This window comes from Vibrio mediterranei, assembly GCF_013364395.1.
GTDB lineage: Bacteria > Pseudomonadota > Gammaproteobacteria > Enterobacterales > Vibrionaceae > Vibrio > Vibrio mediterranei.
Genome location: NZ_JABXGK010000001.1, coordinates 1866690 through 1892823 on the forward strand (window position 1 = coordinate 1866690; position 26134 = coordinate 1892823).

At 42.4% G+C, this 26134-nt stretch carries 27 protein-coding genes; 8 read left to right on the forward strand and 19 right to left on the reverse strand.

Annotated elements, in window-relative coordinates:
• Positions 1-140 precede the first annotated feature (140 nt).
• A complete protein-coding gene (locus tag HOP38_RS08785) occupies positions 141-689 on the forward strand; it encodes a DUF3124 domain-containing protein (protein ID WP_006070696.1) in 549 nt (182 codons plus the stop codon).
• Between the two features lie 49 nt (positions 690-738).
• Here the strand turns inward: HOP38_RS08785 and HOP38_RS08790 are convergent, their stop codons facing one another.
• The gene (locus HOP38_RS08790) at positions 739-1821 is read right to left on the reverse strand and encodes a TRAP transporter substrate-binding protein (RefSeq protein WP_198557883.1); all 1083 of its coding nucleotides are present in this window, start codon (positions 1819-1821) and stop codon (positions 739-741) included.
• Between the two features lie 282 nt (positions 1822-2103).
• Here HOP38_RS08790 and HOP38_RS08795 point away from each other — a divergent pair, with 282 nt between their 5' ends.
• Positions 2104-2724 (forward strand): LysE family translocator, encoded by a 621-nt coding sequence (locus HOP38_RS08795; RefSeq protein WP_038222142.1) that lies wholly within the window; start codon positions 2104-2106, stop codon positions 2722-2724.
• Positions 2725-2754: 30 nt separating this feature from the next.
• On the opposite strand, the gene HOP38_RS08800 is transcribed toward HOP38_RS08795, so the two are convergent.
• Both HOP38_RS08800 and HOP38_RS08805 read right to left on the reverse strand, forming a co-directional pair.
• A complete protein-coding gene (locus tag HOP38_RS08800) occupies positions 2755-4965 on the reverse strand; it encodes a hypothetical protein (protein ID WP_198557884.1) in 2211 nt (736 codons plus the stop codon).
• Positions 4952-5122 carry a hypothetical protein gene (locus tag HOP38_RS08805; RefSeq protein ID WP_006070701.1) on the reverse strand — a complete coding sequence of 57 codons (171 nt, stop codon included), beginning with the start codon at positions 5120-5122 and terminating at the stop codon, positions 4952-4954. The genes HOP38_RS08800 and HOP38_RS08805 overlap by 14 nt, the downstream gene beginning before the upstream one ends.
• Positions 5123-5548: 426 nt before the next feature.
• Here HOP38_RS08805 and nirB point away from each other — a divergent pair, with 426 nt between their 5' ends.
• From nirB to cobA, 4 genes are all read left to right on the forward strand, one after another.
• A complete protein-coding gene (gene nirB, locus HOP38_RS08810) occupies positions 5549-8107 on the forward strand; it encodes a nitrite reductase large subunit NirB (RefSeq protein WP_006070702.1) in 2559 nt (852 codons plus the stop codon).
• 2 nt (positions 8108-8109) lie between these two features.
• A complete protein-coding gene (nirD, locus tag HOP38_RS08815; RefSeq protein WP_198557885.1) occupies positions 8110-8433 on the forward strand; it encodes a nitrite reductase small subunit NirD in 324 nt (107 codons plus the stop codon).
• 97 nt (positions 8434-8530) lie between these two features.
• Complete coding sequence (locus HOP38_RS08820) at positions 8531-9391, forward strand: formate/nitrite transporter family protein (RefSeq protein ID WP_006070704.1); 861 nt, start codon at positions 8531-8533, stop codon at positions 9389-9391.
• A 126-nt stretch (positions 9392-9517) separates the two neighbouring features.
• The gene (gene cobA / locus HOP38_RS08825; RefSeq protein ID WP_006070705.1) at positions 9518-10270 is read left to right on the forward strand and encodes a uroporphyrinogen-III C-methyltransferase; all 753 of its coding nucleotides are present in this window, start codon (positions 9518-9520) and stop codon (positions 10268-10270) included.
• Between the two features lie 34 nt (positions 10271-10304).
• Here cobA and HOP38_RS08830 read toward each other — a convergent pair whose 3' ends face one another.
• From HOP38_RS08830 to HOP38_RS08895, 14 genes are all read right to left on the reverse strand, one after another.
• On the reverse strand, positions 10305-10970 hold the full coding sequence (locus tag HOP38_RS08830; RefSeq protein ID WP_062459588.1) for an OmpA family protein: 666 nt from the start codon (positions 10968-10970) through the stop codon (positions 10305-10307).
• Positions 10971-10975: 5 nt separating this feature from the next.
• Complete coding sequence (locus HOP38_RS08835; RefSeq protein ID WP_124939775.1) at positions 10976-12547, reverse strand: TadE/TadG family type IV pilus assembly protein; 1572 nt, start codon at positions 12545-12547, stop codon at positions 10976-10978.
• Position 12548: 1 nt separating this feature from the next.
• A complete protein-coding gene (gene tadF, locus HOP38_RS08840; RefSeq protein WP_006070708.1) occupies positions 12549-13073 on the reverse strand; it encodes a tight adherence pilus pseudopilin TadF in 525 nt (174 codons plus the stop codon).
• Positions 13073-13558 carry a TadE family protein gene (locus HOP38_RS08845; protein ID WP_006070709.1) on the reverse strand — a complete coding sequence of 162 codons (486 nt, stop codon included), beginning with the start codon at positions 13556-13558 and terminating at the stop codon, positions 13073-13075. Before HOP38_RS08845 ends, tadF begins: the two co-directional genes overlap by 1 nt.
• A 5-nt stretch (positions 13559-13563) precedes the next feature.
• A complete protein-coding gene (locus HOP38_RS08850; protein ID WP_006070710.1) occupies positions 13564-14277 on the reverse strand; it encodes a tetratricopeptide repeat protein in 714 nt (237 codons plus the stop codon).
• 1 nt (position 14278) lies between these two features.
• Complete coding sequence (locus tag HOP38_RS08855) at positions 14279-15130, reverse strand: type II secretion system F family protein (protein WP_198557886.1); 852 nt, start codon at positions 15128-15130, stop codon at positions 14279-14281.
• Positions 15127-16032, reverse strand: a complete 906-nt coding sequence (locus tag HOP38_RS08860) for a type II secretion system F family protein (protein ID WP_006070712.1) — start codon at positions 16030-16032, stop codon at positions 15127-15129. The genes HOP38_RS08855 and HOP38_RS08860 overlap by 4 nt, the downstream gene beginning before the upstream one ends.
• The gene (locus tag HOP38_RS08865) at positions 16032-17306 is read right to left on the reverse strand and encodes a TadA family conjugal transfer-associated ATPase (protein ID WP_006070713.1); all 1275 of its coding nucleotides are present in this window, start codon (positions 17304-17306) and stop codon (positions 16032-16034) included. The genes HOP38_RS08860 and HOP38_RS08865 overlap by 1 nt, the downstream gene beginning before the upstream one ends.
• Positions 17303-18538, reverse strand: a complete 1236-nt coding sequence (locus HOP38_RS08870) for a CpaE/TadZ family protein (RefSeq protein ID WP_006070714.1) — start codon at positions 18536-18538, stop codon at positions 17303-17305. Before HOP38_RS08870 ends, HOP38_RS08865 begins: the two co-directional genes overlap by 4 nt.
• Entirely contained in the window at positions 18538-19023 is a 486-nt protein-coding gene (locus HOP38_RS08875) for a hypothetical protein (protein ID WP_096443253.1), read from the reverse strand. The genes HOP38_RS08870 and HOP38_RS08875 overlap by 1 nt, the downstream gene beginning before the upstream one ends.
• On the reverse strand, positions 19020-20312 hold the full coding sequence (locus HOP38_RS08880; RefSeq protein ID WP_420883076.1) for a type II and III secretion system protein family protein: 1293 nt from the start codon (positions 20310-20312) through the stop codon (positions 19020-19022). The genes HOP38_RS08875 and HOP38_RS08880 overlap by 4 nt, the downstream gene beginning before the upstream one ends.
• 68 nt (positions 20313-20380) lie before the next feature.
• The gene (gene cpaB / locus HOP38_RS08885; RefSeq protein ID WP_198557887.1) at positions 20381-21226 is read right to left on the reverse strand and encodes a Flp pilus assembly protein CpaB; all 846 of its coding nucleotides are present in this window, start codon (positions 21224-21226) and stop codon (positions 20381-20383) included.
• 9 nt (positions 21227-21235) lie between these two features.
• Positions 21236-21676 (reverse strand): A24 family peptidase, encoded by a 441-nt coding sequence (locus HOP38_RS08890; protein ID WP_164491408.1) that lies wholly within the window; start codon positions 21674-21676, stop codon positions 21236-21238.
• Positions 21677-21694: 18 nt separating this feature from the next.
• A complete protein-coding gene (locus HOP38_RS08895) occupies positions 21695-21919 on the reverse strand; it encodes a Flp family type IVb pilin (protein ID WP_124939778.1) in 225 nt (74 codons plus the stop codon).
• A gap of 326 nt (positions 21920-22245) precedes the next feature.
• Between HOP38_RS08895 and HOP38_RS08900 the strand changes: the two genes are divergently transcribed.
• Together HOP38_RS08900 and HOP38_RS08905 are read left to right on the forward strand one after the other, a co-directional pair.
• The gene (locus HOP38_RS08900; RefSeq protein WP_198557888.1) at positions 22246-23097 is read left to right on the forward strand and encodes a LysR family transcriptional regulator; all 852 of its coding nucleotides are present in this window, start codon (positions 22246-22248) and stop codon (positions 23095-23097) included.
• Positions 23098-23461: 364 nt separating this feature from the next.
• Positions 23462-23977, forward strand: coding sequence for a transglycosylase SLT domain-containing protein (locus HOP38_RS08905; protein WP_164491409.1), 516 nt, complete (start codon positions 23462-23464; stop codon positions 23975-23977).
• A gap of 2 nt (positions 23978-23979) precedes the next feature.
• Here the strand turns inward: HOP38_RS08905 and HOP38_RS08910 are convergent, their stop codons facing one another.
• A complete protein-coding gene (locus HOP38_RS08910) occupies positions 23980-25374 on the reverse strand; it encodes a hypothetical protein (protein ID WP_124939780.1) in 1395 nt (464 codons plus the stop codon).
• Between the two features lie 104 nt (positions 25375-25478).
• Positions 25479-26132, reverse strand: a complete 654-nt coding sequence (locus HOP38_RS08915; RefSeq protein WP_198557889.1) for an OmpA family protein — start codon at positions 26130-26132, stop codon at positions 25479-25481.
• Between the last annotated feature and the right edge of the window lie 2 nt (positions 26133-26134).

The following is a 26134-nucleotide window of genomic DNA, read 5'->3' on the forward strand; positions in this document are numbered from 1 at the left end:
GAAAAGACTCACCCTCAAAAAAACACAATTGCTAACAGAAAACCTCACTCATAACTCCCTGATTTGAAGCAATTTATGACACCTAGCAAGAGATTGCGAATATAATAGTTTTAGTGAAATAAACAAAAACAGGAGACTTTATGACTGCAAAACAAAATGCTAGCCAATTCGTGTCCATTATCTCAACCATACTTGTTATCGGACTCGCTATCTATCTTGGTACTCTAGTGAAGTCTGTTGATACGATAGAAGAGAAGCTTAGCCATCAGGCACAACAAATAGAAAGAACTTCTCTAAAAGCAACAAATGGTAGTCTTGGTGATACCGCTCGCTCTTATGTTCCTGTCTATTCACATATTTATACCGATGGTGGTAAACCCGTATTGCTGGAAAGCACCTTAGTCGTGCGTAACACTGACCCTAACTCAAGTATTAATATCCATAGCATCAATTACTATGACACCAACGGCCAACTTGTTCGTCAGTTTGTCTCCGAAGGTTACAAACTTGAGGCAATGTCCAGTTCTGAATACTTGGTTGAAAAGCGCGAAGTCAGTGGAGGCGCAGGGGCTAATTTCTTAATCGAATGGTCGAACCCAAACCAAGCGTCAGCCCCTATTTTTGAAGCGGTCATGATTGGCTCTGGCCATGGAAAGGATATTTCATTCACTAGTCGAGCTCCTCTATAAAAAAACACCCCGCATAATGCGGGGTGTTTTTTCAATATAACCACTGTAACTAGTTGGCCTGTTCGTTTAGATAAGCTTGAAGTGAGATGTTCGTCCATTCACGCATCTTCACTAGATAATTGGCTTGTGAATCAAGAATCTCTTTCGCCAATTTATCGTTAGCCGCCTGCTGCTGAAGCAGTTCCTCATTTGCTGCTTTTAGGGCATTGATTACTTCTGGCGGGAAAGAACGGATTTTAATATTCGGATACTCTGAACTCATCTTAGACCAACTGTTCGCGTTCTCATGCAAAGCTTGGGTGTACATATCAAACGCGGCAACGCGGAACGAAGTTTCTAAAATGATTTGAAGATCTGCTGGCAGAGATTCCCACACTTTCTTGTTGACCAAGAACTGAGTCTCAGAGCCTGGTTCATGCCATGCTGTGTAGTAATAAGGTGCGATTTTTTGAAAACCCATTCGTAAATCAAAGGCAGGCCCCACCCACTCTAATGCGTCAATTGTTCCTCGCTCCAATGAGGTATACAGTTCGCCCGGCGCGATGTTGGTTGGTTTCGCGCCAACTTTCGCTAACACCTCACCCGCAAAGCCAGGGATACGCATCTTCAAACCTTGCAGATCCTCAACGGTGTTGATCTCTTTTTTAAACCAACCACCCATCTGTATATCTGAGTTGCCGCCAGGAAACGACAACAAATTATGCGGTGAATAGACTTGCTGCATGAGTTCTAGACCCCCACCATGATAGAACCACGAATACTGCTCCATCGTTGTCATACCAAATGGCATCGATGAGAAATACAGAGTATTAGGGACCTTACCTTTCCAATAGTATGAACTTGAATGACCAAGGTCATATTGACCAGACTTAACCATATCAAACACACCTAAAGGGGCTTTGTGTTTGTTAGCAGAGTCGATTCGAATAATTAAACGTCCATTCGACATTTCTTTGGCTAACTTTGCCATATTCTTACTCGCGTCACCCAGAATTGGTGTATTAGGCCCCCAGGTTTCTGCCAGTTTTAAACGGTAAACTTTATCGTCAGCTTGCACTTGAAAGGTTGCCACAGCAGTGAGGGATGCAATGACGATAGTACTCAGTCGACGAATGGTTTTTGTGAATTCCATTTCTTAGATTCCTATGTACGTTATTGGATAGCTCAACAACAATGGATGTAAACACTATGTATGTCAAAGTGTTACCGTTTGGGTATATTCTTCTTAAGCAGTCATTACGCCTAATATTTAACCGTTTATCCCTATTTTATACTTCACATCGTCTAGCGACTCTATTTAACTCCAACCTTTCACTAGCCAAAAATATTCCATTCTGTTTAACAAATTGATAGTTCTGTCACGAAATCTCTGTTATTAATAGTTAAATTGTTAAATATTCTAATAAGCATCATTATGGACTGGGCAACACTCTCAATATTCATCCCCACATTTTTCTTTGTTTCTATCACCCCAGGAATGTGCATGACACTGGCGCTTACAATGGGCATGAGTATTGGCTACCGACGTACGTTGTGGATGATGGTCGGTGAATTGCTCGGTGTTGCCGCCGTTTCTCTTGCTGCTATCTTAGGTATTGCTGCCGTCATGTTGAAATACCCAGAAGTATTCACTGTCTTTAAGGCCGTCGGCGCAACTTATCTGTTCTATCTTGGCATCCAAATGTGGCGCTCACGTGGTAAACTAGCCATCACCTCTGACGTTGAACAACAAACCGAACACAAAGATTGGGATCTAGTCGTTCAAGGCTTTGTTACCGCTATTGCGAATCCCAAAGGTTGGGCATTTATGATTTCGCTTCTTCCCCCATTTATCGACCAGTCAAAGCCAATGTTTGGACAAGTATCGATCATGCTCGGAATTATTTTGGTCAGTGAGTTTGTTTGTATGACTATCTACGCGACTGGCGGAAAAGGATTGAAACGAACATTGGGTAATGCAAACAACGTACGGACCATGAACCGCATTGCGGGAACACTCATGTGTGGTGTTGGGGTTTGGTTGTTTATTGGGTAAAAATGGGCTCCGATTTGGAGCCCATTTATTTTATTGTGTTACACCTGCAATCACTGAAGGCTCTCCCGTCACTTCAGGCATACTACCGATATCGGCACTACCCGTGACAGAAGTTGGTACCGCAACGGCAGGGTCTTGCAAGGTTAATGCGTCGCACTCAGACGTTGCCAAAGGTTTCATCAACTCTTCAATTTCACGAGCTTTTATAACGTATTGACTGCTTCCTCCCATAACTACACCATCGCCGATTGAAAAGGCAGCACGATAATGGTCGTCCTCGTCATTTTTGATACTTGGAATGCCCCATAGATCACCATTCCCTCCGTAGTTAAGCATAAAGGTCTGGTTCGCATAGTCACCAGCATCACCATTTCGATCATTGTTAGTGGTATGAACATAGCTAAACTGAATTGGACGGTCGAAGCTCACGATATCCCCCGATTCATTGCGAACTGTAGTCAATCGATTCCACTCATTGACCCCTGTTTCCCACACATAAAATTCTTGCACAACATTAGGATCGTAAATTTCCCATGGATTAGAAATAGACTGCGACGATAGAACCATTGGTCCTGTTCTCAATCCCCAATGGTGAGGTGTAGATTCAAGGCTTGATGAGGTAACAGACGAATCGAAATGAACCGCTTCGCCACTGGTTACGCTAACGAGCGTCAGTGCGTTAACACCATCAATCGAGAACGTAAATTGATAAGCAGTGCCATGCACAGTTTCAAATGGGCTATTCTCTCCCCAATACTGGGCGATATGCTGGTCATCAATGGTACCGATCGGACAATTATCGTAACAAGTTAGTGTAATGGTGCCGTTGTTAGGAAGTGCAGCATCACCGTTTTGTGACCCATCAATAAAGGTTTGGACATAATAAGTTATGCTATCCTCTCCGTTGAGATACTTCACCTCTCCGCCGAGCTGCTCAGAATACATATATAGACTGTCGTAATCGCTAAGCGATATTACGATTGGAGTTTCTAGCTGAGTCACACTAGGACCATTATCCGTCCAAGACAGCTTACCAACTTTAATGAACTGTTGATTGCTATAGTTCACGACCCACTGATCGAAAGAGTTGTCTTGATAGACATCATCATCCCAATAGTTAAAGTCTATCCCTGCTAATTCAGTGAGCGCTAACGTATTCACTGTGTTCTTGATTAAACGGCCCGGCGCTGTCACGATAGTCAAAGTTTCCTGTTGTTCGTTGTTATCCTTCACTACGGTGTCACCATTACTGAACTGATGACCGCTTTCGGTCCAAAGCCCCCAATAACCTATAAAGCCGTAGTTATCGTTATTGCCATTGCCCGTAGAGTCATAACGAATAGGAAAGCCACTATTGAGTTCGACAGCAGCCCCTGTCGATGCATCAAATAAATCATATCGATGAACGTGTGATGTAAATTCTGTCCGACTCAAACATTGAGAGCCAGTTGCAAAGTCTCCTGACTTGTAAGGCAAATCATCAAAACCGCCATTGGTACTCTGAACTAATACGCGATTCTCATTGAATGCTAGTGCAAACGTCTGTCCTCCACTACCATATTGACCAGAGTATTCCATGCCCGTTAACGCAACGCCTGTAGTTCTATCTTCAGACATCACAACACTGGCACATTGTTTGTAGCTTTGGTTACCGCCGTGGCTTCCCTGCTCATATAATGTGAAACCAATTTGTCCATCAAGATCAGAGATCGTTTTGACTTCACCTCCTCCTGATTGATTGTTTTGGTCAAAATTATCAAAGAAGTCAAAGTTAAAGGTGAAGTCGCCAAATGGATTGGCATCAGTGGCGCCATTACGAATTTCCGCTTTGAACTTAATCGCTTGTTCCCCCTCATCACTTTGTCCCATATCTGGAAGCCATACACTAACGCGTAAAGGGTCGGAATCAGACTCTCGAACAACCGTACTTACCGCTTTCATCAACTGGGTTTGATTACTCGCGCCTGATGATTGCCCGCTATCACCTGATTTCTCTTCATCAAAACACACCGACTCATCAGCTAACACTAAGTAAGGCCCTTGGTTAGCAAACTCGACGCTGTTGAACTGCGCCGTAAAGCACAGAATGCTGTTCACGAGTTCAATAGGTTCTAAAGCTTCGTTCCAGACATGTGTCCGCTGCTCTGCGAGCGTATAGTCTGTGCCCGCGTCATTGTATGCGGCTTGAATAGTGAAAGGGGCTAGCGCCAAGACAAGTGGAATTAGTTTAGTCGTTTTCATTGGTCACTACCTCCAATTGTTCAGGCAGCGAAAGCTGAGATGTCGGAATGGTTTGAGTCTGATTACCTGAACTGGAGTCTCCTCCACTTCCATTACAACCGAAGAGTATTCCTAGGACAAAGGTAGCGATTACTGCTTGGATATGAAGTCGTTTCATATCTCCTCCTTGTAATTCAACTTACGAACGTAATTCGCGCCAACTAACCTTATTTATAATGTGGTTATAAATACCCTAGGATAATGGATACATAAGTTTATAGAACAAAATCCCATATACATATGGCATTTGCTTATAAACCATACAACTTACATGGTTTATGTAGGTAAATTACAATATATGTAAAAACAGCACTATTGTATGACAAATATATCTATGCTAATCTGCGTTCACCCTTGCGGCAAAACGATTGCTATGCTTTTCCCCTATAAATAGCTTCTTCTACTATTAACTTGTTGATTAGTTAATCACCCCACCTACCACTTTAGAGTAGTTTAAAAGTGTAATTGATTTACATCATGTTTTAATTTTCTTTCACATTTAACAATGCGCGAAGATTCGAAGAACTAACACTTAGGTATTAATATGAGCAAGATGAAGCTTGTCGTGATAGGAAACGGCATGGTTGGTCATCGTTATCTCGAGGACTTAGTCGAGAAAACCGATATGGCTAACTATGACGTCACCGTTTTCTGCGAAGAACCACGCGTCGCGTATGACCGTGTCCACCTCTCCTCTTACTTTTCACACCACACTGCAGACGAACTTTCCCTAGTTAAAGAAGGTTTCTACGAAAAGCACGGCATCAATGTCCTTATTGGTGAACGCGCAATCAACGTTAACCGCGAAAACAAAATCGTTTATTCAAGTACTGGTCGTGAAATTAAGTACGACAAGCTTATTCTCGCAACAGGCTCCTACCCATTTGTACCACCTATTAAAGGTAACGAGAGCAAAGACTGTTTTGTTTATCGTACTATCGAAGACCTAAAAGCTATTGAAGCAACGGCGAAAAAGAGTAAACGCGGCGTTGTTGTTGGTGGCGGTCTACTTGGTTTAGAAGCAGCCGGAGCACTTAAAGCACTGGGCGTCGAGACACACGTTGTGGAGTTCGCTCCAGTATTAATGGCGGAACAGTTAGACCTTCAAGGTGGTTTGCAACTTCGCAACAAGATTGAACGTATGGGCGTTCAGGTTCACACAAGCAAAAATACACTTGAAATCAAAGCCGAGGGTAATGAAGCCCGCAACACTATGGTGTTTGCTGACGGTACTGATCTTGAAGTAGATTTCATCGTGTTCTCTGCGGGTATCCGTCCACAAGACAAACTTGCTCGTCAGATGGGCTTAGGTGTTGCACCTCGTGGCGGTATCGAAATTAACAACTTCGCTCAAACTACTGACCAAGATATTTATGCGATTGGTGAGTGCGCTTCGTGGAACCGTACTTTCTACGGGTTAGTTGCTCCTGGTTATAAAATGGCGACAGTTGCTGTTGACCACTTGGTAGGTAACGACAGTCAGTTTGAAGGCGCAGATATGAGCGCTAAGTTAAAGCTACTTGGCGTAAAAGTGGGCTCTATTGGCGATGCAAATGGCCGTACTCCTGGTTGTAAGAGCTTCGTATACCAAAACGAAGAACAAGAAGTTTACAAGCGTTTGATTGTTTCTGAAGATGGCAAGAAGTTGCTTGGTGCAGTAATGGTTGGCGATACTTCTGATTACGGCGATCTACTTCAGCTTAAGCTCAATGAAATCGAACTTCCAGAGCACCCTGATACTTTGATTCTACCTGCGCATGCTGGTGCTGAAAAGCCGACACTAGGTGCAGATTCTCTACCTGAATCAGCCGTTATCTGTTCTTGTTTTGATGTCACTAAAGGCAAGATTGCACAAGCTGTTGCTGACGGTCACCACACGATTGGCGATATTAAAGCAGTGACGGGCGCAGGTACGGGCTGTGGCGGTTGTATCCCTCTTGTTACCTCGGTCCTTAATGCTGAACTAGCAAAATCAGGCATCGAAGTTAAAAACGACGTTTGTGAACACTTTGCTTACTCTCGCCAAGAGCTGTTCCACTTAATTCGTATCGAAGAAATCAAGACGTTCGAAGAACTACTTGAGAAACACGGTAAAGGTTACGGCTGTGAAGTGTGTAAACCTCTTGCAGGCTCTATTTTAGCGTCTTGCTGGGGCGAGCATATTCTTAAGCCTGAGCTTGTGAAACTGCACGATACCAACGACAACTTCCTAGGTAACATTCAAAAAGACGGTACTTACTCTGTCATTCCTCGTATGGCGGGTGGTGAAGTTACTCCTGAAGCACTGAAAGTGCTTGCTGAAGTGGCAGCAGAGTACAGCTTATATACGAAAGTCACGGGTGCTCAACGTATTGGTCTATTTGGTGCGCAAAAAGACGACCTTCCTGCTATCTGGAAAAAACTGATTGCGGCTGGCTACGAGACTGGTCAAGCGTATGCCAAAGCACTTCGCATGGCCAAGACTTGCGTGGGTTCAACATGGTGTCGTTATGGTGTTCAAGATTCTGTTGGCCTGGGGTCACGCATCGAGAACCGTTACAAAGGTATTCGTACTCCTCATAAGATGAAGTTTGGCGTTTCTGGCTGTACTCGTGAGTGTGCTGAGGCTCAAGGTAAAGACCTGGGCATTATCGCGACGGATGCTGGCTGGAATATGTATGTATGTGGTAACGGTGGTATGAAGCCACGTCACGCTGACCTACTTGCTTCTGACTTAGACGAAGCAACGCTAATTCAATATATCGACCGTTTCATGATGTTCTATATCCGTACTGCTGCACCGCTACAACGTACTTCAGTTTGGATGGAAAACATGGAAGGCGGCGTCGACTATCTACGTGAGGTGATCGTTGATAACAAACTTGGTATCAACGAACAGTTAGAAGCCGATGTACAACGTCTAGTGGGTGATTACAGCTGCGAATGGAAGAACACAATTGAAGATGAGTCTCAGCTTAAACGCTTCTCTCACTTCATCAACAGCGATCTTCGCGATGACAATGTTGTTTTCGTTCAAGAGCGTGAGCAACACCGTCCAGCGACATTTACAGAGAAACACCCAGAAGCTAAAGGTGACATCCTACACGTTGAGTTGGAGAAGTAATCATGGCATTTCAAAAAGTATGTGATATCCAAGACATCATCCCTGGCACTGGCGTATGTGCATTGGTGGATGGCCAACAGGTTGCTATTTTCCGCCCAACGGCCGCTGAAGAAGTGATGGCGATCAGCAACATGGACCCGTTCTACCAATCTAACGTGCTATCACGTGGATTAATTGTTGAGCACCAAGGCGAGCTTTGGGTAGCAAGCCCTCTTAAGAAACAACGCTTTAACCTAGTAACAGGTACTTGTATGGAAGATGAGCGCTTTAGCGTGAAAGCATACAAAACTCGTATTGCCAGAGGTGCAGTAGAAGTTTCGGCGTAAGCCAAGAGACTGAATAGCCTATAGGGGTTGGAAGCTCTAGCCCCTATCACTATTCAATCTTAACTTTTTAACTTTAACTTTTAATAGGTACAATTCTATGTCTGCTGATTTTAAACCTGCGCAGTTTGTGCAAACCATGATCGACGTTGGCGAAGCGAAAACAAAAACAAGCACTCGCGACCTACTCCTTCGTGGCACAATGGCCGGTATCATCCTGTCTTTAGCGGTAGTTGTTGCAATCACAACAATCGTCCAAACGGGTATCGGTATCGTAGGCGCACTCGTCTTCCCTGTTGGCTTCGTTATTCTAAGTGTAATGGGCTATGACCTTGTAACGGGTGTATTCGGTCTTGCGCCACTGGCTAAATTTGCTAACCGTCCGGGTATTACTTGGAACCGTATTTTCCGCTGTTGGGGACTCGTAGGTTTGGGCAACCTAATTGGTTCTCTTATCGTTGCTTACCTTGTAGCAGTTTCACTAACTGGTAACTTCTCTCTGGAACTTAATGCGGTTGCTAAAAAGTTTGTAGCGGTATCGACAGCTCGTAGCCTTGGTTTTGAGAACATGGGCATGGACGGATGGATCACCTGTTTCGTACGCGGTATCTTCTGTAACCTTATGGTATGTCTTGGCGTTATCGGCAACATGACAGCACGTTCTGTATCAGGTCGTGTGGCGATGATGTGGTTCCCTATCTTCATCTTCTTCGCACTAGTATTTGAGCATACTGTGGTAAACATGTTCCTATTCCCACTAGGTATGATTCTTGGTGCTGATTTTGGTATTGCAACTTGGTTGAACTTCAACCTAATCCCTACCATTCTTGGTAACATCGTTGGCGGTCTTATCATGACTTGTCTCCCGCTTTACCTAACTCACGCTAAAACTGCACCATCTCTAGATGCACAAGCAGACGCAGAAGTGTCAGTGAACGCTGAACCAGCACTGAGCAAATAAGCTTATTGGGCCTCGTACTATGTGCGAGGCCTTGTTGATAGCTTCTTTGGCTATAAACAGTATTAACTTTGCCATTATCTGAGTTTTACTTTTTATATCCAAAATTTGAAATTGATAGGCATAACTATGACCACTCATCAAACATCTTTAAACACTGGCTTCGTTTCTCTAGTCGGTGCAGGGCCGGGAGACCCTGATTTGTTGACAGTGAAAGGATATCGCGTAATTCAATCGGCTGATGTTGTCGTTTTTGACCGTTTAGTCTCTAAAGAAATTCTTGCACTTGCCAAACCAGATGCTGAGATGATTTATGTGGGCAAAAAGCTCGATTACCACTGTGTGCCTCAAGATCAAATTAACCAGATCTTAGTTGAACAAGCACAGTTAGGACTCAAAGTGGTGCGCCTCAAAGGCGGCGACTCCTTCATATTTGGTCGTGGCGGCGAGGAACTGGAAACACTGGCAGAAAATGGCATTAGTTTTGAAGTGGTGCCAGGAATTACCGCAGCGGCTGGTGCCACAGCCTATGCTGGCATCCCCCTCACCCACCGCGACCACGCTCAAAGCGTACAGTTTATTACCGGACATGTTCAAAAGGACGGCCGAGAAATTGAGTGGAGTTCACTGGCTCAATCAAACAATACACTTGTGTTCTACATGGGTCTGAAGCAAAGCGGCCGTATCACTGATAAACTAATTACCCATGGTCTTGACGAAAATACGCCGTGCGCAGTGATTGAAAACGGTACACGCAAAGAACAGCGCGTTTTCCAAGGGCCACTTAACACGCTGCCTACAATGGCAAGTGAGGCTGAAAGTCCTGCATTGATCGTGGTTGGAAGTGTTACGCAACTGCATGATAAGTTGAAATGGTTCTGATATAAAAAAGCCCAGCTATCTCGCTGGGCTTTATTTATTGATTATCTACTTTCGAGTCCAACGGTATATAAACATCAGAACGTCGATTTTGAGATCGCCCGTCCGCTGTTTTATTCGAAGCTAATGGCTCAGATTCACCAAATGTCTTTAACGTTGTATTCTCTTTCCTCACCCCGTTACTGGCTAGTTCATTAGCCGTTGCCGTTGCACGTCTCATCCCCAATGCTTGGTTGTACTCATCAGAACCTACCCAGTCTGTATGCCCTTCTACAGTCACCTCAAAATTGTTAGCCGCTAACTGCTTGGCGACTCCAGTTAAGGTTTTGTGAGCCAAAGGCGTGAGATTGTATTTATCAAAGGCAAAATGTACCCGCGCAACCAAGTATCCCTTTTCAGTCGGTTCACCAAACTTAGCAATGCCCAAATTCGATATGTAAGTCAAACATTCCTCGGGATTGGTAATGAGTGCAGACATCTTAAGTAACTGCCATTTAAGCTCATCATCCGTGCTGGTTTCCGTTACCTGCATATAACCTTGTCGATGTGTTCCCACACCTTCGATATCACCAATGGTTATATTATGTGAATACTCATAGTGCTTAGCTCCACAATACTCTGTAATGTGAGCACTTTCTTCATTAGCGACGGCATTGAAACTGCTAACGACTGCGATTGCTAGTATAGCTTGTAATTTCGACATCCTAATCACCCATATAAACGTGTCTCGCCTGTTCCTTGTGAGCCTTTTTGAATTAGCTCTTCGATTTTTTCTATAAACTCTTCGGTATCCGTTACATCTGTGATGTCTTCATCCGGATTTAACACACAATCTTGGAACCCACTTTGCTCCGACGCCGCAAAGTCGATGCCGATCACCGCAATATACAACCCTGGTATTTCTTCTCGAGCTTTGTCACACATACCTGCATCAACAAGCCCTTTTAGAATACCGTTGTTTGGACTTTCTACCCCATCGCTAAGCACCAAAACCATTTTGATTTTGTCATTGTACTCAGCCAACTCGTCTTCATCCGAAGTATCAGGTTTACCGGCAAGCATATGTTGAAAACCGCGTAGCATACCTTGAAATGAGGCAGTACTCCCATCAGCCCACATATCATCTATGACATCAATTTCTGTTCGATCGCTGGTAAGGTCAATAGAATAAAACTGATTCTCGTTAGAACTTCCATAACCTCTATAAAGCTCTAAACTGTCTAGACGATACTCGGTACGCGCATCTGGAAATTTGTTGATAAACATTTCAGCCACACTCAAATCAAAGTCAACATAGTCATAAACTTCAACATGATACGACCGGTCATTATCATCTTCATCAATATCAAAAACACTAACTAGCCTTTGTGCTTGTCGCCTTTCACCATTCCGGCCATTGGGACAATCATCTCGATCCTGAGAGCAATCGTATACTTCGCCAGATGTATACTCTCGCCATTTGTTCCAGTTAACGTCTTCATACGTCCGAGGAGAATCGTCTTCATCGACATCGTCTCGGTAGCGCAATTGAGTCACAGTAAACACATTGCTGCCATTAGACTCTCTAGTTCTAATATTAAACGGCACAACCGCTACACGATTATCCAACTTACTTGTGAGTTCAGGCTGGTCATCGTCAGCGCAATAGTCTTCGTTAGTTGCTGGATCAGTTTGTATGTCACTACAGAGCAACTTATCAGCAATCTCTTTAACCGCGACTTTTAAGTCAGCGATCTTGCAGTTCGTCGCGGTACACGGGTCACTTGAATTCCCGCCCCATTGCCAACTCATAGAGCCTGAAAAGTCTGAAACAAAAACGATATCTATATTCTTATCGCCTAGGTTGAACGGGTATTTTTTGGCAACAGCGACCCCTTTTAGATCTTGGGTTTCTCCAAACACTGGTATCAGGTTGCTAGCAAACCAAGAATTATGATTAGTCGTTGCTTCAACCGTATATTGGATAAACTCATCCACATCATTTTCTGGGTCAGGGGCTTGATAAAAACGCGTAGCTACTACTGTTTCACTGTTAATGTCTCTGACGTAATCTCGGATATAGTCTTTTGCCATTTCATTCGCGTTAGCAGATTGGTCCTCTATTGTTACTGCTGAAGCAGCGGCTTGTGCTGCATCTCGTAAGCGATTCGTTTCTTGGATGTATCGCGTACCTTCGACAGCAAAAAACGTCATTCCAAGTACTGGAATAAGTGTAAATGCCATCCAAACGGCTGCAATGCCTCGTTGTCGCCGTGCACACTGTCTACATATACTACTCATGCTACCTCCCCGCCACGACTGAGCTAGATGTGATGGTTAAAGTAGGCGATCCAGTGTTTCCCCAAAACCGCGCGAACCAAGAGTCTCTTTGCTCACACAGTGATACTTGATATAAGGAATAAACCGTTTCATCCTCGGTGGGAACAAGGTCCGACTTTTGGTCAATCGATGTCGTTTCACAGCCCATCGCTCCATATTGGACACTGGTGTAACTATCCACCGTCGCGGTGTTATGCAACGCTTCTATCTTTATCGCTATGTCTGCTTCTGCCGTATCAAGCATCCTAGATGCTAAGGCATGCATGTCATCTCTATCACCGTCACTAAGAACCAGACGATCATTATAGAAACGAGCGCGCTCTTTAAGGATGTTAGCAAGAGCAAAACTCGCCCTATCTAACTGAGCTCTTACCAAAAGTTTATGACTGATATCCGTCGTAAAAAGGAAAATTCCAATTAAAACAATAACAACTAAAGTAAGCTCAATAATGAACGTGCCTCGTTGGTTTTTATGAGAGTACTTCATTATTCTCCCTCCCACCCCTCGTGCTCTAGTGTCAACACAGTTGTTCTGGAAATAGTTTTTTCAGATGCACCGAGGACATTGAGTATTGGGGTGTATTGATAATCCAAGGTTATCTCCGCCAAAGCGTAGCCCTCTTGAAAACCATCATCGTCTTCCGAAAAGCCTACATCATCGACAAAGTCCCTATATGAATTGAAATATTTCCCTGTAATTTGAAAATTCTCCTGTGGCGCTAGATAACTCCATAGCTTGCCATCAGATGTAATCAGTTCATCAAGCCTATTTTTATAATTGTCATGGACACTAGAACCTTCATAGACCTTAGCATTTCTTACTGTTTCTCGAAGCGAATACTCCACCAAATTGGTTACGTATATTTGATAGCTTGCTTCAATAATCAACAACGTCGTTAATATCAGCGCAACCGCTCCTACAGCAAACTCAACAGTTGAAGTTCCTTTTTGACGAGAAATCCGAATAAACATAACTACTACCCATCAGATTTGTAGAGCTGTCGTGATATCTTCGACACTTGGCTGTCGCTATACTCATCATTTAACAGCTCTCTGGCTTGATCAATTCTTCCCAGTTTAAAGAACGCTATAGCCAAGTTTGCTTTCACCACTTGATTGCTTGGATTTTCTTTAAATACCGGTGTGAGTAACTGAGTTACTCTGAAGTAATCACCTTTCGCTAAATACACTACTGCTAAATTGTTTTTTATTATTAGATCATTATGACCTTTCAGTCTTGCTGTATTAAATTCCTGCTCGGCTTGATTAAACTTGTCCTGCTTACTATAAGTAATACCTAAAAGTACGTGAATATCGCTCGATGTATTACCCAAGTTCAAAGATTGCTTGTAACGAGTTTCAGCATAGCTGTTCTCACCCATCTTATCGTGGATCTGGCCACGCAGTTGGGCAAGCTGCCAATTCTGCACTCCGTCATTTAATAAATGATCTGTATAGAATTGTGCCGACTCAATATCACCTTTATCAAAATACACTTTCGCAAGTTCTTGGGTAATTTGATTATCTTCAGGTTTATTTTGCAAATGCCCCTTATAGTGCTGAATAAGTCCGTCATGATTGTCAACACGCTCCATGCTGTTAACAATGTCTTGATTACTAGGCGTTGAGCTTGATACACAACCGAATAGAAAAATGGTTACTATACAAACCAAGATACCTCGAATATCCATATCATTTCCTTAGGTCCGTGAAGTCTAGTTGCATCACTCCAGGTGCAAGAATTAAAATTACGATTGGAAACATAATGAGAAGTATTAAAGGAACGCTCATTTTGGCAGAGAGTTTCCCAACCTTCTCTTCAACTTTTAACAATTGAATCCGACGCATATCTTCAGCTAAATCACTCAAAATATTGGCAACCGATGTACCGTATTGAAGGTTTTGAATTATGGTTAAAACAAAGCTCTGGACCTCTGGTGCCGGCAAGCGATTGTTTAAGTCATTAAGTGCTTTTTCAATGCCATGGATTTTTCCTGCATCTGATGTTTTCTTGATTTGATAGCTAAGATCACTATCAAATGCCGCCAATTCTTTATGCAAGTAATCAAAAGAAGCTTCGATTGTCATACCCGTTTGAACGCATACAGACATGATATCTAATACGTACGGTAAGTTTCGTGAAATCTTTCTGACCATTAACTTCTTTTTGATATCGAGAATTATATCTGGAAGAATTATTACCGTTATCATAACAACGACAACTGTAACTACTTTATAAAGCACTGCTATATTTAAGAATAATATTGCTAACGATATACATACTGCGACAGCAAATTTAGTGGGTAGATAGTACTTTGCCAGATTTTTGTTGTAATAACCTGCATCAAGTAACTTCTGCTCTAGTTCCTTTCGCTGTTCTTTCGCAAAGCCAATAATTATACGATTACTCTTTACTGGGCTTAGTGTTTGCGACTTAGAAATAAATGACTTGATTTTTTTCTGTCTGCCATTGACCTTTACCATTTCAAAAACTAAAAAGGTAATGGTTAAAGTAATCACTAATAAGCTCATCAAAATGATCATAATCTTACCGCCTTAACCAATAACCAAACGATAAACAGGCCGACAAGCTCACTACCTACAACGTAATACAATACCCAAACACCTTTGGGATCATGGAGGATGTAGTTAATGTTATCGGGATTCACGTTATAGAGTATGACTGCAAAAATAACAGGAATCGCTGCGACGACTTTGGCAGAGATCCTTGCCTCAGAGGTCATCGCCATTTTCTTAGTCTCCATCGTTCTCGCGTCGACTAAGACTCGAATCAGGCGCGCTAAGACCCCCCTTAACTGACCTCCTCGGCTCATATTCGCTCTGATAGCAATAGTAAAGAAGATAAACTCAGGATAAGGAAAACGCTTAGCGGCACGCTGCAACACTTGGTCTGGCGACTCACCGAGCTTGAGCCGATCCCCCATATTTTTGAATTCCCTACCTACCTCATTATCAAGATTCTGACCGACAAAACTGACGGCTTGCATTAGGCTTTCACCCGCGGTCACCGCACTCATTAAAACATTAAGTGCATCCGGAAACGTTTGTTGAAACTGAACTCGACGACGATTTGATAGCCATTGGTATCCTAGAAACCAAAACACTAACAGTGCGACGACAAAGACAACAATCTGATTAGCACTCAGTACTTCAAACGCAATGTACCAAGCAGCAACCACACTAGCCACAACGAACAGCCCGACCATGATGTTGGCACGTGGTCCCAATGTTTGAACTGAGAATTTAAATGACTCTTGAGCTTGCTTGATCCCTTTTTTAGGCACTAATGTACCTAAGTTAATCGCAGAGGTTAGTTCTTCTTGCGTGCCTGTGTCAGGGAAATACTGCGCGACCTTGTCCTTCTTGCCCATGGCCAAAAGCATTGCTACGACACCGAGTAATATGAACGAGATCCAAATAAGCATTATCTTACTCCATTAAAAGACATCATCAGCTCTTCGTATAAACCGTAGAACTGTGACTTTTTCACCAACTCAGAACGCTGCATAATCCCTTGAGTAAGAAACGATCCTTTGACATTTTCACCATAGCCTGACTCTTCATACTTAAAGCGATAGATTTCTTCCATCACCACATTCTCGCCCTCTAGGCCAACCACTTCTGAAATGCTAGTGACTTTTCGAGAACCGTCTCTCAATCGATTTACTTGCACAATAAGTTGGACTGCGCTGACAATAGAACGCCTTATGGCATCTAAAGGTTGGTTGAGGTTAGCCATCATTATCATAGATTCAACACGGCTAATGGCATCTCGAGGAGAGTTAGCATGAAGCGTCGACATTGAGCCATCATGGCCTGTATTCATGGCCTGCAACATCTCAAACGCTTCAGGGCCACGACACTCCCCAAGTATGATCCGATCCGGCCTCATCCGCAGCGCATTTATCACCAAATCCCGTTGCGTCACTACGCCCGTTTCCTCAATACTTGCTGAGCGAGTTTCTAGTCTTACCAAATTAGGCTGTTGTAATCGTAGCTCCGCTGCATCTTCTATCGTTACGATGCGTTCATCGTCTTCGACATAATGCGATAAGGCGTTAAGTAACGTCGTTTTCCCAGAACCCGTACCACCTGAAATGAGAATATTCATCCGGCAACGTGAGGCTATAGATAGTACTCTCGCCATGTCTAATGACATCGAACCTATCTCGACAAGCTCTTCGACGCCAAAGTTCTGTTCTCTGAATTTTCGGATGGAGATAGAAGTGCCATCAAGGGCAATAGGAGGAATAACAATGTTTACACGGCTCCCATCTTCCAGTCGAGCATCGACGGTTGGAGAGAGCTCATCAACGCGTCGACCAACCCTAGCAGCAATAAGTTTCGCAATGGCTAAAACCTGTTCTTCACTCACAAATGAAATATCAGAGCGGTGTAGTTTGCCGTTTTTCTCGAAAAACACATCCGTTGCACTGTTGACCAATATATCGGTTACGGTTGGGTCATCAACTAACGATTGAATGGGCCCAAGTCCAAACAACTCGTCCATCATGCTTTTAACGAGGCCACTTTTCATCATCGCTGTAATCGGACGTTCGAAGTTGTTCGCAAGCACATCCACAGCATTGCGAATTTGATTCTCAACCTCTTTTTGACTTAGCGTTTGTATTGCTTCAGGGTCCAATGCTTCAAAGATTTGCGACCGAAACGCTACGTAGACTTCCTTGTTTGAACTCATCTCCATCCCAACCTTTGTAAAATGCCCCTATTAGTGTTAATTGGTTGGCCGTTAACTAAACGCGCCAGCTGGTCAATGGATCGATTCACAGAACGATCATGCTTGTACACACGCTTGCCATCGATTTGAAGATGAGCAAGTTGTTTACAGTATTCGACGTCCAAATCGACGCTTGCGCCCAGAAATTTTGTGACATCATCATGTGCGATTGGGAAGTTATTATTAGGTCTGTGATGATTTACCACAGTAACGATTCGAGTCCGTTTCTTGGTTAGGTCTCGCGAGGTATCAATATCTGAAATAAGTGCTTTAGCTTTTCTAACTGCGGTAACTGTTGGCTCGATGACAATGGCGATAACATCGTAATTTCTTACTAACATGTCGCAATCGAGTGGGAAATCAACGCTGCCCGAATAATCCTCTACAATGAAGTTAGTGTTATGAACTAAAAGTTCACAAAGTGTTTGGTTGTAATTCAACAAGTCCTTTTGGTCTGCACTTCCTTGAAGCGACAACAACCGAAGCTCAGGAGATACCGAAGTTAGGTAGCTTAACGCTCCTTCCAAATCAAGCTCGTGAAGAGGGACAGATAGCTCATCGACCTGTCTCGCGGAAAACTCTGTAAGACCTAATAAGACATCGGTTCCACTTCCATTGTACTGATGGTCAACTAATATAGTGTCTACGCCTTCGCCAGCCAGTTTGTTCCCAAGCTCCGTAGCAATAAACGACGTACCTACTCCACCCTTGCTACCTACAACCGCTACTCGCTTCGCTCTCCTTTCTTTACTCACCCCTTTTTGAGCTTTCAAGTCATTGTTAACATGCATTACAAACTCAGCGAACTCATACTTGTTAATAGGCCAAAAAAGATAGTAGAAGCCCATCTCTTTCAAGCTTCTCAGCGTCGAGATGGCATCTTCTTTACCTATAACGATCACGCCTTTATGGGTTGGAAGTTTGGCCGCTACCGCTTGCGCATCCGAGACAACATTCGATGATTCATTTAGCTCCAAGAGAATTAAGTTACTCTCTTGTTTCGAATAGAACTCACTGTCTGCTTTATGTTGTTGTATACCAGTGGGGCAATCCCACCCTTCAAACTCAAACAGCTCTTCCACCAAATTTCGACATTCATCCGTTTGATAAACCAACGAGCAAGTAATATTGGAACTCGACGTTCCAACTTGCGGTTTGTTTGACTCCGGAAGTTTTTTAGTGATATCGAACATTAGATTCCCTCCACCAGACGTTCTTTATGAGCCACCTGCTGAACTCTTGCCGCTTCTGAAAAACAATTCCTGCTGCTATTCTGAGTTTCGATTTCAATCGGTTTGCATTTGGCTTTAGCTAAATTATGAAATGTCACTATCACCTTGATATCTGAGCTGAGAGCACCGTTCTTGGTCATTGAAAACGCGTCCGCTCGATAAGGTAGATATTTGAGGTCTTTCATCGAATCCTTCAAGATCGACTTTGCAGTATTATTTTTGTATTCAATGACATAAGTTGGACCAGTATCAATGTCGTCGATCGTGTCAAAGATTTGAGCCAGTTTTTTCGTTGCTTCAACCTTGTCTCTAGCCGTAAACTCGTACACATGGGTCTCTGGATAAACAAGATACTCCGCCCCTTTTCCGTTGTAGTAACGTTCACTGCATCCCAGAAGTAGCAACAAAGGCAGTAACCAAATTGAGGTATTTATTGAAATATTCATTGGATAAACCCTCCTTTGGATAAGAGCTCAATCGTAGGGCTTGACCCTTCATTCGTTTCTTCAGGCTCAGAGATATTCAACCAACGGCGTAAAGTATTGGTTTTGGTGATGTACGGAAGTTGGATGTCTTTTCTTTTCATTGGCTTAACTAAGTTCACCGTTGCGACAATGATCAGTTCTGTTCGACGTCTGTCTGTGGAAGACTTTCTAAACGCCGCACCAAGTACTGGTATATCGCCAATGAGGGGAGTTTTTTGAATCTCTTCAAAGTCTGCACTACTCATAAGACCACCGAGCACAAAGCTATCACCATCACCTAGCTCTATGGTGGTCATAGCTCTGCGTGTCGCTAATTGAGGCACCTCAATACCCGCAGCTCTGATATAACGCTCAATTTCACTTACTTCTGGGAAAAGCTGCATTCGTATCTTTTCTTCAGTTAGCACTTTTGCAGTAAGGTCGAGTTTGATACCAAACTCTTTAAAGGTGATATTTACGTTGTTATTGGTAGAGACAATCACCGGGACTTCCCCACCTACGAGGAAACTTGCTGATTCGCCTGAGATAACCGTTAGATTGGGCTCAGCAAGCACTTGTGCGACGTTTTCATTGCCAAGCGCAGTAATGAGAGTTGTTAAGTCTGCAGCTTCAAATTGCTGGAACAAGAACTGGCCAACGTTGGCACCAAACGAAGACCAATCGACACCTACCGTCTCAGCGAAACGCTCAGTCACTTGGGCTACGGATATTTTTACGTTGACTTGTTGCACGGTCGCCACTTCAAGTCGTTCTATTATCCCATCCCACGTCATGTTCCTCTCAAAGATCATACTCTCTGGTTCTTCGATCGAAATATTGTCGTTCTGGAACTTTAGCTTCTGGACTTTATCCCATTTCTCTAGTTTTTCTCGACCGAGTAAAGTTGCAACAAGTCGATAAATATCGTCTCTTTCTCTTTCAGAGTTTACGATACCACTCACTGCAACTTGGTTACCTACGGACTCAATTTTCACACTAGTATCAGGGAACAATAGCGCGACTTGGCGACGCACTTGACTCAGGTCTATGTCAGCTATGATGCGTTCGGAATAGAGCAATTTTTCTGATTCGCCATAAATCATCAACCTTGCCTGACCGACAGCTTTTGAGAATATTACGATGGAGTTTTCATTAATAACGTTGTAGTCCACAATATCGGGATCACTTACAAAAACTTTAGTGATTCTCTCACTAAGCTCTATATTTTTAGCATCATTTACAGTTATGTAAGTTTCACCCGAATAAGCCATTGATGATAAGAAGAAACTCAGTAAAATTACGGTAAGACGATATCCATACCTCATTATTTTGTAGTCCATTACAAATCCCCTCCAAAACGGTCGTTTCCTGAGGGCGAGCCCCTTAGCTCCTCTACGCCAATATAGTTGTCCATAACATTTCTGACATCCGCATATACAGGCTCTTGATATTCACGGCTTCGATAAACTTCGAGATGCATCGTTCGTTGCGCAAGAGCTAACCGAGCCACTTCCTCTGGTGGGATTTCAATAATAATGGTGGTGAAACCATCCTCTTTGTTTTCTGATACTGGTTTAACACTTTGCTCTTCTTCCGAACCGCCCATGTTTAACACTTTTATATTTTGCAAAAATAGGGTTGCTGTGACGCCTCTAAATTTAATTGGTTTCTCACGCTTTCCTGATAAGTTATCTTTAGGAGAGCTTACTGTAAGAATATCAATATGTTCTCCAGGGCGAATAAAGTCGCTGATAAGGTTTTTACTGCTCACCACAAGTGGGTAAAGTGTCATTCCTTCGGTAACAAGAAGATCAATATACCCTGGGGCATCTTTTTTAGTGAGCATCTCGGGAAGAATAAGCTGACCCGACGAAATGGGGGTATTGAATAATGTTGTAGGGTCAAAATCCAATTCAACATCAGATCGAATACCTTCATCAAGAGCAGAAGTGAGTAATAATTGCTCTCGCTTGATCTTGGATGAATTAATTGGCTCGCCTCTAGAAATAGATTCGGTAGACCTCCAAACGGTCACATATTCTGCTTTTGGTTCGATGGTAGGAGTCGCTGCTTGTTTTTCTTCTACCACTGGCTGTTGTAGGGGCTTATTCATGCTTGAATAAACGCCAAGAACCCCAATTAATATTGCTAGAAATGCGACAGCAAATATTATCTTCGACTTCATAATGTTTACCTATATATAAATATATATCAGTGGTAAGCAGAAACCCATAGATATTGCAACTCCATAGGGTAATCCGCGTTGATCTTTCTTCGCTGAAATTAGGCTAAAGCGGTATTGCGATAATCGAACGACGGCTAATACACCACCAAATATCATCGTTAACCAAAGTGCTACTACTGTTATAACACTAGGTAATGCCAACGCTAATATTGCTATTAACTTAACGTCACCACCACCCATCCAGCCAAAATAGAAAGTCGTTAGCAGAATGGTAATTAGAAGAAAGTAATTGAAAAGATATTCTGGTGAATAATACTGAAACCCAAGTGATAGTGACAATACTGCTAGCATCGCGATGTAAGAGTTTGGTATTGTTCTTTTCCTAATATCAGAAACTGAAATCAGTACCAATAGAACAACGATTGATGCTAGCAGAATGCTATTAAACACTAGATCACCACTGTGCAACTAAGGGGCGGTTAAACCAGTAGTGGTGTTAATGTCGCCTGATATTGCATCAAACGCTTGTTGAAGCTCTCCGAGCATATTACCTTCACCAAACACCAAAACTGCAGACAAGAGTACAGCCATAGCCACCGCTATCAACCCATACTCAATTGCGGTAACACCGCGTTCATCATTCTTAAGCGTGGTCAAAAATGACAAAGCTTTTACGTATAATGTCATCAACATAATCCTATTCCTTTTATGACTGTTTGCCCTTGGCATTAGTAAAGGTAGGCATTGGATCACCGTCTCAAAAGTGAACGCTATCGGAATTACCGATAGCGTTTGAGAAACATAAATAAACTATTTTTAGTAATTTATAATTAGGAATAACTAAACCTTCGCAATTTTCAATATCTTACTTTTCAATTTCTTAATTCTCATTAAAAATTAAAATCTCAAATCGCCCATCTATAGTGTGACGCAAGTCACACTATTCTCAATATGACATTCTATTTGCAAATAGACTGTTACGCTTAAATCGTTACTTTACCTTATCGTAGAGCGTATGTATGAAGCTACCTTTCGACAATTTGCTATCGTTTCACTCCGTTGTTACTAAGGGTTCATTTAGCAAGGCCGCCAGAAAACTTGCTAAATCTCAGTCAACTATTAGTGGCGCCGTCAAAAACCTAGAGAATGAGCTTGGTTATGACTTATTAGAGAGAAAAAACAACTCTATTGAATTGACTTCTCGAGGAAAGAAAATCTTTCAATTAGCAACACCGATTGTGTCAAAATATATGGAGCTTATTAATGTTGCAGAAGCACTGAGCTTTAAAGATGAAAGTAAATTAAGGATAGGTATCGACCCACTCGTGTTTGACCATAATGTCAAGCACACACTGATGGAATTTTCTGAAATATATCCTGATACGGAACTTACAGTTGTCACAAAACCGAGCTATATCCTTGGGCAATATATTAACAACCATCAAATAGATATCGCCATAGGAAACCCTTACCATAAGACAGAGTTTGACTTCAACGTCGATGAGTTATTCTTGGTTAATTGTCATTGGATTGCACATAAGGATTTCTCTGAAACCAATAGCTATATATCCGCAAGGCTTTTGCTCATCGACGGTAGCGAAGACATCATTGATATCTCCAGTATTGCTCGGCACAATATTTGGGTTCTGGATGATACCTCTACAATTCTAGAGCTATGTTTAGCAAAAAAAGGAATAGCGTTTCTTCCTCAGCACCTTGTTGAAAATCATATAAAAAGAGATTCAATTATGATGATTAACGATCAAACATTACTATTTGGCCGACAGATATATGCATCACTAATTTGGTCTCAACATGGTGATTACAGCATTCACCATCAATGGCTACATGATCGATTAAGAAAGAAATAACATGTTTCCTTAGTAGTATCAAAACCAATACACTCCATTTTTCAAAAGAACGCTAAGCTTAAATTTTAGGTTTCTTGCTTGCTATTCTCTTATGCTAATAATTTCACGTGGTATCCTGTACCTATTGTTAACGGTAGTTTTTCTACTATATCAAAATAAAGTGTATGGAAAGCAATACATAGAGGTTGTCTCGGACAACAGTTCTTCTTCAGAGAAACTCAAGAGTCAAAGCTCGGCTAAATCAAGATTGACTACAATTAATCCATCTCAGTCTAATCATAATATTATCCAACTTCGTGGAGGCAGGAGTCAAAATCAACCTCTCCCCTCGCCCAATATCACAGCGGGTGGTGTTAAGAGCACTTTGTATCAACCAATTATCCGCGCTTCTTCAGAAAAATGGAACGTTGATGCCAGTTTGATTTATGCTGTAATCCATGTCGAAAGTTATTTTAATCCTACAGCACAAAGCCCTGCTTATGCGTACGGACTAATGCAGATAACAGAAGATGGAGCGGCGCAAGAAGTCGCAAAAAGATACAGAGGGGGTGTGAGCTATTCCATTCAACAAATCTTTGACCCTATAACTAACATCGATATCGGAACTGCTTACCTTAGTATTCTTGATACCGTGTACCTTCGCAATATAAGAGATCGAAACTCTAGAAAGCTACTCGTCATAGCAGCTTACAACTGCGGCCTTAGCAATCTGATGAAATATGGATTCGATACCCAATCTTTATCACACCTTACTTTTAGAGTCAGTCAACTCACTACTGAGCAACTTTATGTTAAGCTGACTAAAGAGTTTCCAATAAAAGAAACGCGCAACTATGTTGCGCGTGTCGTAGAAATGCAAAGTCGATATCTAAACCGATAAGGTTAGTTCATACTTACCATGCAAATAAACCTATTAGTATCAAAAGCTTTATCTAGTTCTTCATGTTTTTCCGAAGAATACACCTTACCTTTTTGAGTCCAATAATCTCCAGGTGCAAGGTCCGTATATAGCTCTAAATACTGATAAGCGGCTTGCGTTGGTAGTTTAGAAGACAAACGTTGCTCACAATATTGAATAGCGTCTTCACGATTTAGGAATAGATCATGAGACTTTTTGTTCCCCTGAAATCTCGGTGATAAATAGGTAAATGCCTGATCTTTATAAATTACCTTATTAGTATAATGCGTCTCATTTTTTGAACTAGCTGATGTCGCTTCCTTAATCTTGCTTGGATTTAGAACGCTTTTAGTGAACTTTGTTTTATGACTGCTGGGTATGGTACGACTGATCGCATTGCTCGTTTCTTTTAAAACAAGCTTGTCCGAGCTTGTTTTGCTAGCAAATGGGAAGAAATAATCTCCACCATTCTTTAAGTTAAGTTTTAGCGACTGTGCTTTTCCATTATTTACAGCACGCACGCTGTAGACTCCGACATAATTACCAGTTACATCAACACGTTCACCAGAACCGACCTTCTGGTCGTTAATATAAAAACTTGTTTTAGAGGAGTTAGATCGAAACACAAAACGCACATTATCCAAGTTCAGTGCTTTCCTAAGCTCAACTTCAGTGTTAGTGCTGTAACTGTGTTTATAACTCGCATCAGCAATGAAGCTTAAATCACCATTTAACCTTTGTGTTGCATCGACCACTCTGAATCCAGTGAGTTTAATACGAGATAAACCACCTTTGCTAATTACAAATGCATTTTTTATCGACGGTAGATTTCGGTTTACACAAGTCGATAGGCTCTCCGCCACATTACATTGCAAACTACCCTCATATGTATCTTTAACTACTTGCTTAGCTTCATTCATATGACGGCTTTTTATTTGCTCATATAGAGCGAGAATTGCATCATTCTTAACCCTTTCAACCTGAGCGGCTTGTTGCTGGCCATGAGACAGTTCTTTTTTAGTTTCAGCAAGTTGCTTTCCTGCAGTCTCTATCTGATGCTTCATTGAGTTGACTTTCGCTGATAAGTTACGAAGAGTCAGAATCAACGATTCGTCGTAGACGCCTTCCACCAGTTTATCCTTAAGCCTAGACGTCTCTGATTTTATCATTTCTATATTGTTGTCGAGCTTGATCTTGGTTGATTCAATGTCTGCATTCAACTTATTAAATCGTGCTATATTCTCATCGATTCTCAACTCACTGTATTGCTGCTCATACGAAGAGTTAATGTTGTTTAACTTGTCTCGTTCTTCAAAATCAATAAGCTCCGACGCTGCAACGACACCACTCCAAGTCATCACAACCATAATGGCGATCATTCTTTTGTATCTATCCACTGCCACTCTATTGCTATCCACCATGACTCCATTCAGTTTGATGTGGCAACTTCCCTAAACAGCAAGATGACCACTTAGTTATTGAATCACTTGTTCACTGATTTAACCGTGCTATCGGAAGAAACCCATATCTCCGAACGTCGGTTTTGCGCTCGCCCTTCTGTCGTCGAGTTGCTCGCAATCGGCTTGGTTTCGCCAAAGGAACGCACAACAATATGATTCTTATCCACGCCTTTTGAGATTAGGCCATCTGAGGTTGTTAACGCTCTTTTCAGCCCAAGTGCTTGGTTATACCCTTCGGGTCCAGTACTGTCGGTGTGCCCGTCTATAGTGATATTACTAGCCTGTTTCCCTAGCGTATCTGCTAAACGATTTAATGCTTCATCGCCCATGGGAGTGAGATTGGCTTGGTCAAAACCAAAATGAAGACGTGCCACTAAGCCTCCTTGTTTAGCCTTTCCGTGCTCATCACCTATCCAAGTGGTGCAGCCTGATTGACTTAAAGCAAGACTAGATTTCCCGGCCAACAGCTTTTTTAAGTCACTGTCATCTGACTTTTGTTCTATTTGCAAAAAGCCTTTTCGATGCTGCGCAATACCTGTGATATTCCCTACTGTCACACTGTGCTGAAATTCATTAAAAGTGTTATCGCAATAAACGCTTTGCCCCTCTCCTGCACTCGCGGCCAAACTGTATGGCAACATCGACATGACAAGTGCACCAATCACTAACTTCTTCATAT